At 35.1% G+C, this 11,998-nt stretch carries 8 protein-coding genes; 5 read left to right on the top strand and 3 right to left on the bottom strand.

Annotation, left to right across the window (positions count from 1 at the left end; all coding sequences use genetic code 11):
- The first annotated feature begins 32 nt into the window (after window positions 1–32).
- The 4 genes from kbl to C3L50_RS07925 all read left to right on the top strand — a co-directional run bounded on the left by kbl (window position 33) and on the right by C3L50_RS07925 (window position 7,459).
- Window positions 33–1,223, top strand: coding sequence for a glycine C-acetyltransferase (kbl, locus tag C3L50_RS07940; RefSeq protein ID WP_103805641.1), 1,191 nt, complete (start codon window positions 33–35; stop codon window positions 1,221–1,223).
- A 115-nt stretch (window positions 1,224–1,338) separates the two neighbouring features.
- Complete coding sequence (locus C3L50_RS07935) at window positions 1,339–2,814, top strand: OmpA family protein (RefSeq protein WP_103805640.1); 1,476 nt, start codon at window positions 1,339–1,341, stop codon at window positions 2,812–2,814.
- Between the two features lie 343 nt (window positions 2,815–3,157).
- The gene (locus tag C3L50_RS07930; RefSeq protein ID WP_103805639.1) at window positions 3,158–4,633 is read left to right on the top strand and encodes an OmpA family protein; all 1,476 of its coding nucleotides are present in this window, start codon (window positions 3,158–3,160) and stop codon (window positions 4,631–4,633) included.
- Between the two features lie 63 nt (window positions 4,634–4,696).
- Window positions 4,697–7,459, top strand: coding sequence for a PD-(D/E)XK nuclease family protein (locus C3L50_RS07925; protein WP_103805638.1), 2,763 nt, complete (start codon window positions 4,697–4,699; stop codon window positions 7,457–7,459).
- A 42-nt stretch (window positions 7,460–7,501) separates the two neighbouring features.
- Here C3L50_RS07925 and C3L50_RS07920 read toward each other — a convergent pair whose 3' ends face one another.
- The 3 genes from C3L50_RS07920 to C3L50_RS07910 form a co-directional block, all read right to left on the bottom strand.
- Window positions 7,502–8,284 carry an alpha/beta fold hydrolase gene (locus tag C3L50_RS07920; protein WP_103805637.1) on the bottom strand — a complete coding sequence of 261 codons (783 nt, stop codon included), beginning with the start codon at window positions 8,282–8,284 and terminating at the stop codon, window positions 7,502–7,504.
- 167 nt (window positions 8,285–8,451) lie between these two features.
- Entirely contained in the window at window positions 8,452–9,600 is a 1,149-nt protein-coding gene (locus tag C3L50_RS07915; protein ID WP_103805636.1) for a toxin-antitoxin system YwqK family antitoxin, read from the bottom strand.
- A gap of 59 nt (window positions 9,601–9,659) precedes the next feature.
- Window positions 9,660–10,952, bottom strand: a complete 1,293-nt coding sequence (locus C3L50_RS07910) for an aminopeptidase P family protein (RefSeq protein WP_103805635.1) — start codon at window positions 10,950–10,952, stop codon at window positions 9,660–9,662.
- A 363-nt stretch (window positions 10,953–11,315) separates the two neighbouring features.
- On the opposite strand from C3L50_RS07910, the gene C3L50_RS07905 reads away from it, so the two are divergent.
- The gene (locus C3L50_RS07905) at window positions 11,316–11,984 is read left to right on the top strand and encodes a succinate dehydrogenase cytochrome b subunit (RefSeq protein ID WP_103805634.1); all 669 of its coding nucleotides are present in this window, start codon (window positions 11,316–11,318) and stop codon (window positions 11,982–11,984) included.
- The last annotated feature ends 14 nt before the right edge of the window (window positions 11,985–11,998 follow it).

Below are 11,998 nucleotides of genomic sequence, written 5' to 3'. Positions count from 1 at the left end.
ATTCTAAAACATAAATTTCTAAACTTTTTAATATGTATGGAAAAATAAAAGATTTTTTGCAATCTGAACTTCAAGCTACAGAAGATAACGGTATTTTCAAAAGGGAAAGAATTATCACTTCGCCGCAAGGAGCTGAAATTACCGTGAACGGAGAAACGGTTTTGAATTTTTGTGCCAATAATTATTTGGGACTTTCCTCGCATCCTGAAGTTATTCAGGCGGCGAAAGATACAATGGACACGCACGGTTTTGGAATGTCGTCCGTTCGATTTATTTGTGGCACTCAAGATATTCACAAAACCTTGGAAAAAAAGATTTCGGATTTCTACGGAACCGAAGATACAATTCTATATGCAGCAGCCTTTGATGCCAATGGAGGAGTTTTCGAACCATTATTAAATGAAAACGATGCGATAATTTCGGATAGTTTGAATCACGCTTCTATCATTGATGGAGTCCGTTTGTGCAAAGCGGCTCGATATCGCTATGAAAACAGCAATATGGAAGATTTGGAGCAACAATTAATAAAAGCCAATGAAGCTGGTGCCCGTTTCAAACTAATTGTTACTGATGGTGTTTTTTCTATGGACGGCGTCGTGGCGCCTTTGGACAAAATTTGTGATTTGGCCGATAAATATGATGCAATGGTTATGGTGGACGAATGTCATGCGGCAGGTTTTATCGGGGCAACCGGAAAAGGGACTTTGGAAGCCAAAGGCGTGATGGGAAGGGTTGACATAATTACAGGGACTCTTGGAAAAGCACTTGGAGGTGCAATGGGTGGTTATACGACGGCCAAAAAAGAAATTATAGAATTGTTGCGTCAGCGTTCCAGACCTTATTTGTTTTCCAATTCGTTAGCGCCAGCCATTGTTGGAGCTTCCATCAAGGTGTTTGAATTGTTGGAAAAAGACACATCGCTTCGAGATAAATTAGAGTGGAACACGAATTATTTCAAGGCTGGAATGAAAAAAGCAGGTTTCGACATCATCGATGGCGATTCGGCGATTGTTCCCGTGATGTTGTATGATGCAAAACTGGCGCAAACAATGGCCAATGAACTTTTGAAAAAAGGAATTTATGTCATTGGATTCTTTTTTCCGGTTGTCCCAAAAGACAAAGCGAGGATTAGAGTGCAATTGTCGGCTTCTCATTCACAAAAAAATTTAGATATGGCTATTCAAGCCTTTATTGAAGTTGGAATGAGTCTAAATGTTCTATAATCGTTGTTTTTATGGGTTATTTTTGTATTTTTTTTAACTTTTTATTTTGTAGTTAAAAAATTACGTACTACTTTTGCCTTAAAATTAACTAAATTGTAATTAAACTAAATTAAGTATGAAACATCTTAACAAACTTTTACTTGCTGTAATGATGGTGTTGGCTATGAGCTCACACGCACAAAATAGCAACAACCCTTGGGCGCTTTCGTTTGGCGTAAATGCAGTTGATACACGAGCTAGTGCTGGTGGTGGAAAAAACTGGCTTGATGCGCACGTTTCTCAAGCATTCAATGTTAGTGAAAACTGGAACATTCTTCCTTCTGTATCTTATCTTGGCTTAGCGAGATCAATTGGAAATAATTTTTCTGTTGGAATTCAAGGATCTATTAACAAAATGGATAAATTTGTAGTTTTTGATCCAACTGCGCCAGGTCATAATTCTAGTGGTTATGTAGTTACTAATCCTGGAGATTTAATGTATTATGGTATTGATGCAAACGTAAAGTATAGCTTTATGTCATTAATTGGATCTAAAATTATTGATCCATCTTTTCGTCTTGGTGGAGGTTACACTTGGTTAGGCGATAATAGTTTCTTTAATGCAAATGTTGGTGCTGGTTTGACTTTTTGGTTTACTGAAAATGTTGGTTTGGCTTTAGAAACTACTTATAAAGTTTCTCAATTACTTGGTCAAGATCGTCATATGCCTGGTGATATTTACGCTCCAGATTCTCCATCTCATTTCCAACATACTGCTGGTATTGTTTTCCAATTTGGTGGAAAAGATACAGACGGAGACGGAATATATGACAAAGATGATGCTTGTCCAGAAGTTGCTGGTTTAAAACAATTCAACGGATGTCCTGATACAGACGGAGATGGAATCATTGACGGAAGTGATGCTTGTCCAACAGAATTTGGTTTAGCTGCATTAAACGGATGTCCTGATAAAGACGGAGACGGTATTGCTGATAAAGATGATGCTTGTCCTGATACTGCAGGTTTAGCTGCTTTCAAAGGTTGTCCTGATACTGACGGAGACGGTTTAGCTGACAAAGATGATAAATGTCCTACTGTAGCTGGTCCAAAATCTAATGGAGGTTGTCCAGTATTGGATGCTGATAAAGATGGTGTAGCTGACAAAGACGATGATTGTCCTACTGTAGCTGGTCCTGCTAGCAACAAAGGTTGTCCAGAAGTAACACCAGAAGCTGTTGAAAATCTTAAAGTTCAAGCTAGATCAGTATTCTTTAACTCAGGAAAATCTTCTTTCAAAACTGGAGATGCTGCAACTGTTAAAAGTTTAGATGCTATCAAAGAAATCCTTAAAAACTACCCTAATGCAAAATGGAGTATTGAAGGACATACAGATAGTGATGGTTCTGATAAATTCAACCAAAAACTTTCAGAAGATAGAGCAAATGCAATTAAAAATGTATTAATCGAAAACGGAGTTAAAGCTGAAAACTTAACTGCTGTAGGTTTTGGTGAATCTAAACCAGTTGCTTCTAACAAAACTAAAGCTGGTAAAGCTCAAAACAGAAGAACTGAAGTGAAACACGTAGGTTCTACATATGAAGGTAAATTGTAATTTACTTTTAAATAAATAATTTTAAAAAGCCGTTCTTAATTGAACGGCTTTTTTGTTTTCATGAATCAGTAGCTTTCTATTTTAAGGAACTTTCTTTTTTAATAGATTCTTAGCAATGACGATTTTAAGTATAAATAATTCATTGCAAATTTAATACTACATTTTTTTTAGATGATAAAAAGTGTTACTTTTGTTATGTAATTAAAATAATATAATTTTAGTGCTGAAATAATTTTGAACTGTAGTTTCTTATAAAATTATTAATGTAGTTATGTAAAATTACCTTATATTCGTATTACTTTTGCCTTAAAATTAACTAAATTGTAATTAAACTAAATTAAGTATGAAACATCTTAACAGACTTTTACTTGGTGCGATGATGGTGTTAGCCATGAGCTCACACGCACAAAATAGCAACAACCCTTGGGCGCTTTCGTTTGGCGTAAATGCAGTTGATACACGAGCTAGTGCTGGTGGTGGAAAAAACTGGCTTGATGCGCACGTTTCTCAAGCATTCAATGTTAGTGAAAACTGGAATATCCTTCCTTCAATATCTTATCTTGGCTTAGCTAGATCAATTGGAGATAATTTTTCTGTTGGAATTCAAGGTTCTATCAACAAAATAGACAAATTTGTAGTTTTTGATCCAACTGCACCTGGGCATAATTCTAGTGGTTATGTAGTTACTAATCCTGGAGATTTAATGTATTATGGTGTTGATGCATACGTAAAGTATAGCTTTATGTCGTTAATTAAATCTAAAACTATTGACCCGTCTTTGCGTCTTGGAGGAGGTTACACTTGGTTAGGAGATAATAGTTATGGAACGGTTAATCCAGGTGCTGGTTTGACTTTTTGGTTTACTGAAAATGTTGGTTTGGCCTTAGAAACTACATATAAAAAATCTTTTGGAGATAGAAGTGTTTATGGAGATCCTTACACTCCAGATTCTCCATCTCATTTCCAACATACTGCTGGTATTGTTTTCCAATTTGGTGGAAAAGATACAGACGGAGACGGAATATATGACAAAGATGATGCTTGTCCAGAAGTTGCTGGTTTAAAACAATTCAACGGATGTCCTGATACAGACGGAGATGGAATCATTGACGGAAGTGATGCTTGTCCAACAGAATTTGGTTTAGCTGCATTAAACGGATGTCCTGATAAAGACGGAGACGGTATTGCTGATAAAGATGATGCTTGTCCTGATACTGCAGGTTTAGCTGCTTTCAAAGGTTGTCCTGATACAGACGGAGATGGTTTGACTGACAAAGATGATAAATGCCCTACTGTAGCTGGTCCTAAATCTAATGGTGGTTGTCCAGTATTGGATGCTGACAAAGATGGTGTTCCAGATTTAGAAGATGATTGTCCTATAGTAGCTGGTCCTGCTAGCAACAAAGGCTGTCCTGTAGTAACTGAAGAGGTTGTTGAACAACTCAGAACTCAAGCAAGAGAGATTAATTTCAATTCAGGAAAAGCAACTTTCAATACTGCTAATGTAAAATCTAATGAGAGTTTAGACGCAATTAAAACTATCCTTAAAAACTATCCTACTGCTAAATGGGAAGTTCAAGGACATACAGATAGTACAGGTGGTGCTAAACTTAACCAAAAACTTTCTGAAGACAGAGCAAAAGCTGTTGTTGATTTAATGGTTCAAAATGGAATTAAAGCTGAAAACATTACTTCTAAAGGTTATGGACCAAGCAAACCAGTTGCCTCTAATAAAACTAAAGAAGGTAGAGCTAAAAACAGAAGAACTGAAGTTATCTACGTTGGTGGTGTTGATGGAATGAAAGTTAATATGAAATAATATTAATAAATATATTTTTGAAAAAGCCGTTCTTAATTGAACGGCTTTTTTTATTTTTATACAATGACAAATATTTCTTTTTTAGATAAAATCGCAACAGTTTTAATTGAAAATTATTCTGGAAAACTTTCCAATACCATTGTTGTTTTACCAAACAAGCGGGCCAAGATATTTTTGGTGGAAGCTTTAAAAAAACAAGTTTCAAACAATATTCTGTCTCCCGAAATTATTAGTATTGAAGAATTTATTCAAGACATTGCTAGTATTCGCAACATCGATCCCATAGAATTATTATTCGAGTTCTATGAAGTGTATTTATCAATTACTGAAAAACAACATCAACAATCTTTTGAATTGTTTGCCAATTGGGCTAAAACATTGTTGCAGGATTTTAACGAGATTGACCGTTATTTATTAGATCCATCACACGTACTTTCGTATCTGAAAGATATTGAAGACATCAAAAAATGGGGAATTGAAGTCGAAAACAAAACCCAATTACTCGAAAAATACATTGATTTTTGGAAATTACTACCTAATTATTATCAATCACTTTATAATCATTTACTGAATAAAGGAATCGGCTATCAAGGATTAATTTATCGGGAAGCTGTAAATAATCTCAATCATTTTTCCGATTCTATAAAAGATAAACAATTTGTCTTTGCGGGTTTCAATGCCTTGAATGCCGCCGAAGAGCGAATCATTCAACATTTGATAGCTTCGGATCAAGCCGCCATTTATTGGGATGTCGATCAAACTTTTTTGAACGATCCGTATCACGATGCAGGATTGTTTGTGCGGCGTTTCAAATCGAGTTGGAAACACTACAAATCCAGTCCTTTTGAATGGATTGTAGATGATTTTTCGCAGTCGAAAAATATTCAGGTTATTGGTACACCCAAAAGTATTGGTCAAGCCAAAATTGCAGGAAGTATTATTGAAAATATCATCAATGACAATCCAAATGCAACATTGGATAAAGTTGCTGTAGTACTTGGGGAGGAAAATTTATTAGTGCCGCTTTTATATTCGTTGCCTTCAACGGTTGGTGCTTTGAACATCACGATGGGCTATTCAAGCAAGAACAATCCGGCGCAGATTTTAATTGCTAAATTATTCAAAATGCACACGAATGCTTTGTCCAGAAACGCCAAAAGTTATGTGCTGTATTATAAGGATGTTTTGGATATTTTGACGCATCCATTGGTGGAACCTTATGCCAAAACCAATGCTTTGGTGAATCTAATCAATCAAAACAACTATACTTTTATTACCCATCAGAAATTATTGGAATTGAATCCCAATCCGACTGATTTGTTCTTGTTGTTGTTCCAAAAATGGGAGAATGGTTCGATGGCGGTTCTGGAAACCATTTCCAGTTTGTTGCTTAGTATCAAGTCGAATTTGGGCAACGACAACGAAGAAGAGAAAATTGCCAAAGCCTTTGTTTATGCCATTTTCAAGACCATCAACAAATTGATGAATTACTATTCGCAACATTCGAATATCGATAAAATCGAAACCTTGTATGCGATTTACAAACAGGTTATTGATTTGGCTGAAGTTTCTTTCGAAGGAGAACCTTTGAATGGTTTACAAATAATGGGAGTCTTGGAAAGTCGTGTTTTGGATTTCGAAACCGTGATTGTCACTTCAATGAATGAAGGAAAATTTCCGGCGGGGAAATCACAGAATTCATTTATTCCTTATGATGTGAAGAGAGAATTGGGTTTGCCCACTTTCAAGGAAAAAGACGCGATTTATACCTATCACTTCTATCATTTGTTGCAACGCGCCAAGAATATTTATTTGATTTACAATACGGAAAGTGAAGGTTTGGATGCGGGCGAAAAAAGTCGTTTTATCACGCAATTAGAAGTCGAAAAACAGCAAAAACACATACTAACTCACGAAATATATAATGCAGTTTTGCCCGAGATAGCTTATCAACCAATTAAAGTTCCAAAGTCGGAGTCGGTAATGATACGTTTGAAGGAAATTGCCGAAAAAGGATTTTCTCCATCGGCTTTGACGAGTTATATCCGAAATCCGATTGATTTTTATTTCCAAAAGATTTTACGCATTAGCGAAGTCGAGGAAGTCGAGGAAAATATCGCTTTGAATACTTTGGGAACGATTATTCACGAAACTTTGGAAGCCTTGTATTCGCCTTTTATCGGGAAGTTTTTGTCTGAAAATGATATTTTAGGTTGTTTCAAATTGTTGGATAATGAGGTCTTGAAACAATTCAAATTGGTTTACAAAGAAGGCGAAATCAAGAAAGGAAGAAACTTGTTGGCTTTTGAAGTGGCGAAGCGCAATGTTTCGAATTTTTTGAAAGTCGAATTGGAACGCATCAAAAACGGTGACGCCATCAAGATTTTGGAACTTGAAAAAACCTTGGAAAGAAAGTTGGAACATCCGAGTTTGCCTTTTCCAGTTTTATTCAAGGGGAATGTGGACCGAATCGAAGAGTACAACGGCATTATCAGAATCATTGATTATAAAACGGGAAAGGTCGAAAAGCCAAACGTAACCCTAAAATCGTGGAAAGGATTAACAGAAGAAATCAAAAATGACAAAATTATTCAGGTTTTGGCTTATGCTTTTATGTATGAAAAAGAAGCTAACGATAAACCAATTGAAGCGGGAATTATTTCGTTCAAGAATTTGAAATCTGGATTTTTGCCTTTCAGTTTTAAAGATGGAAAAGAGGTAAATACCACGATTGACTCGGCAGTTTTAAATGATTATCTGGAACAAATGGTTTTGTTGTTGAATGAAATTCTGGATGAAGCAAAACCTTTTGAAGAGAAGATTTAAACACAAAGTCCACAAAGGTTTCGCAAAGGTCACAATGAGATTTTAAATGCTTTTGAAAAAGTCTAATAATATCTTTAACAATTCGTCTCGATTTTCAATGTGGCTCATATGTCCGTCGGATAAAGTAACCAGTTTTACAGCGGTTTCTTCAATTTGTTCCAAAGCGTTTTCGTAAATTAAAACAGGATCGTTTTTGCCCAAGATTAGCATTTTTGGGTAAGGAGTAAGATGCAATAAAACTTCTCGGTCTTTGCGGATTTTCATTCCTTCGAGTGAGGCGACTACTCCTTGTAACGGTGTTTTCAAAGCTTCCGTTTTTACCTTTTCGATTTCGTCGATTAATCGTTCGCGATTGTCTGGACTAAAAAGATTGGCAATCGAAAGTCTGATAAAAGTGGTGTAATCTTTCTTCACCGCTTTGATGGCGCGATCTCGATTGGTTTTTCGTTCCTCGCTGTCGGCTTTGGAAGTGGAGTTCATTAAAACCAAACCTCTCACATTTTCAGGGTACAATTCGGCGAAAGCCAAAGCCACATAACCGCCCATAGAATGTCCGACAAAAATCGCTTTTCGGATTCGTAATTTAGACAAAACCGCTTGAACAACATCGGCGTTGTCTTCCATCGAATGCACATAACCCAAACATTCCGTTTCGCCGTGACCCAACAAATCTATTGTTATGATTCGATATTTTTTGCTCAATTCTGGAACTAAATCCTGCCACATTGTTTGGTTTTCCAAAAAACCGTGAAGCAACACAATAGCATTGCCTTTTCCTGTATCGGAATAGGAGATTTTCGTGTTTTTGTAGATGATTTGATTCATTGCTTTATACTTGGAGCAAAAATAAGGTTTTATTTTTTTGAACCATATAAGATATTTAAGATCATATAAGAAAATCTTAAATGTGCTTAAATACCTTATGTGGTAAATAAAAGACGGCTCACTTTCGTAAACCGTTTTTTCTATAAACTGTAGTTAGAGTTTTTTTTTTACTTACAATATTTTGTTTCTGCTTCCAGTATCATTTCTAAATTATCGCCCAATTTAATTGCTTGTTTTAAATCATTGCAAATTTTTTCCTTTTCTGTTTGGGGAATTTCTACTTTTTCTTTTGAAGCTATAACAGTTATTTCACTATTTTCAACTAATTTTCTACTGTTCTTAAATTCATATTTTCTTATTCTCGCAAAAGCTCTATTTGATATTGCATTACTCATAAATGGTTCAATTGACAAAGCTTTATCAAGGTCGGCAATTGCTTCATCAAACTGCATTTCATTTAGTTTTATAGTTCCTCTTGAAAAATACGCTTCAGCATATTCATTGTCCAATTCAATAGCTTTGTCACAAAACCTTAGTGCTGCTTTTCTATCGTCATTTTTATAACTTTCGTTGCTCTTATTCATCAATTGAGTAATTTTTTCAAGTCTTTTGTCGGGTATTATTTTACCATTTTGTCCCAATTCAACTGACAAAATTTTTCCTGTTGAATAATAAATTGTACTTTCTCCGTCAAATATGCCGTTTTTATAATTAGTTCGTCGCTTAACTTGTCCATTTGGGAAATAGATTTCCCAAATACCATCTTCTTTCCCGAAGATTAAAACACCTTTTTGCTTTAAGGTTCCATCTTCATAATATTCTTTTTCAAGTCCATTAGAAATAGAATTTGTGTAGTATCTTTCTACAGATAAATTACCATTTTGAAAATACATTTTGCGTAATCCATCAAGTTTTCCGTTTTTCAATATCCCTTCACCTTGAATTCGTCCACTATAATAATAGTCAATAAATTTCCCGTTATAAATTTTATTATTTAAGTACCAAATTCCATTTTTTCTTTCCATCTGTTTTGTTGAGGGAATTTGTTTTATTTCTTCTGGTCTTTTTCTGTATTCTTTTGTGTAAATGTAAATTGCGCCATCAAATTTTTCAAAACCAAGGTTTTTTAAACTGTCTTTATTTTTGATTACGTTTATATCAGCAATTTCACTTTCAACAATTTCATTGCCTTTTTCAGGATCTTCGAGAATGGTTATTTTGTCAACAACATAAACAATATTTTCAGTTTTATCTTGACCAAAACTTCTTGGAGTAAAAAGAAATAAGCTAATTGTTAAAAATATTATTTGTTTCATTATTTTCTAATTTTTATTGTTTTGCCTTAAAACAGCCACAACTATATTCTTTCTCTAATTCAAGAATTCATCAAACTCTCAATTTCCTCAATTTCAATCGGAATATTGCGCATTAAATTAAAAGGTTCTCCAGTTTTTTGAATTACCACATTATCTTCTAATCTAATTCCGAAACCTTCGGCAGGAATATAGATTCCGGGTTCTACGGTGAAAACCATATTGGCTTGCATGGGTTCGGTAAGTTTTCCGTAATCGTGGGTGTCTAGTCCCATATGATGAGAAGTTCCGTGCATAAAATATTTTTTGTAAGCTGGCCAATCGGGGTTTTCGTTTTGCACGTCGGCTTTGTCCAAAAGTCCCAAACCAAGCAATTCCGAAGTCATTAATTTACCTACTTCAACGTGATATTGTTTCCAGATTGTTCCTGGAGTAAGCATATTAGTAGCTTCATTTTTTACTCTTAAAACCGCATTATAAACTGCTTTTTGTCTGTCGGAATAACGACCAGAAACTGGAATAGTTCGTGTTAAATCACTGGAATAATTGGCATATTCGGCGGCAACGTCCAATAAAATCAAATCGCCTGCCTTGCATTGTTGGTTGTTTTCGATGTAATGCAAGACATTAGCATTGTTTCCCGAAGCGATAATGGGCGTGTAGGCAAAACCTTTGGAACGATTGCGAATGAATTCGTGAATCAACTCAGCTTCGATTTCGTATTCCATTACATTTGGTTTTACAAACGGAAGCAATCTTCTGAAACCTTTTTCGGTAATATCGCAGGCATTTTGGATTAAATCCAACTCTTCGGTTTCTTTTACAGAACGAATGCGTTGCAAAATCGGGTTGCTTTTGGCTACGGCGTGTGCGGGGTATTTTTCTTTCCACCATTTTACAAAACGAGCTTCTCGGGTTTCGGTTTCCACGGTGGCGCGATAATGTTCGTTGGTGTTGATGTAAATCGTATCGGAATAGGTCATTAGTTCGAACAACACTTTCTCGAAATCTTGCAACCAATGCACGGTTTTAATTCCCGAAACTTCAAAAGCGCGGTCTTTGGTCAGTTTTTCACCTTCCCAAATCGCAATGTGTTCGCTGGTTTCTTTCAGGAATAGCATTTCTCTTTGGTTTTCGTAAGGAGCGTCAGGGAAAAGTAATAAAATGCTTTCTTCTTGGTCAACGCCAGACAAATAGAAAATATCTCGGTGTTGTGCAAACGGTAAAGTGCTGTCGGCAGAAACGGGATAAATATCGTTGGAATTGAAAATGGCCACGCTATTTGGCTTCATCTGAGTAGTGAATTTGGCGCGGTTTTTTATAAAAAGTTGTCGGTCGATTGGGTGGTATTTCATAACAATTCAGATTTTTATTTTGAGTAATCAAAAGTAGAAACTTTGTGACCAATAATAAAAAAAATAACATTTTTATTTTAGTTTGTTTTAAAACTTGGATTACAACTATTTCTATTGTATTTTCTGAAATGCCGTTTTTATGTTTTTCTTGAAAAACAAGTAAAAACACGTATTAATTTTTGTTTATACGTAAAAATACTTATTTTTTAAAAATATATAATAATATTTGATGGTATTTGAGAGTAAAGTTTATTATTAATTAAACACTTTAGACCTAATATAAATTAGTTGAAAAAGGTTGTAGGGTTTTTCAAATAACCCTATTTTTGTGAAACTTTTTAAAAAACAATTTATTTTATACTTATGGCAAAATCTGCAATATTGAAGTCGTCAATTGCTAAAAAAGTGGCAATGGCGCTTTCAGGACTTTTTTTGATTATGTTTCTATCGCTTCACTTTTTTATTAATATGGTTTCGGTTTTTAGTGCCGATTCATTTAATGCGATGTCACATTTTATGGGTTACAATCCGTTAATCCAATTTGTAATGCAACCCGTTTTAATTGCTGGTGTTGTTTTTCATTTCGTTATGGGGTTTGTTTTGGAATTAAAAAACCGAAGCGCTAGACCTGTTGCCTATGTGAAATATGATGGTGCAGCAAATGCTTCTTGGGCTTCCAGAAACATGATTATTTCTGGAGTTGTGGTGTTGGCTTTTTTAGGTTTGCATATGTATGACTTTTGGGTGCAAGAAATTGCCTATAAGTATTGTTTAGCAAATCCAATAGACGAAACTCGTTATTATGGAGAATTGGTTCATAAATTTGAAAGTCCAGTTCGTACAGGATTGTATAGTGTGGCTTTCGTGTTGTTAGGTTTACACCTTTGGCACGGTTTCACTTCTTCTTTGCAATCGGTTGGATTCGACAACAAAATAGGGAAGTCATTGCATAAAATCTGTTATGCGTTTGCGGTAATAGTTCCTTTTGGATTTATTTTCATTGCATTATTTCACCATTTTATTAATAATTAATATCAATCTATATA

The organism is Flavobacterium alvei, assembly GCF_002920895.1.
GTDB classification, from domain to species: Bacteria; Bacteroidota; Bacteroidia; order Flavobacteriales; family Flavobacteriaceae; genus Flavobacterium; species Flavobacterium alvei.
This window is presented reverse-complemented; position numbering and strand designations above follow the sequence as displayed.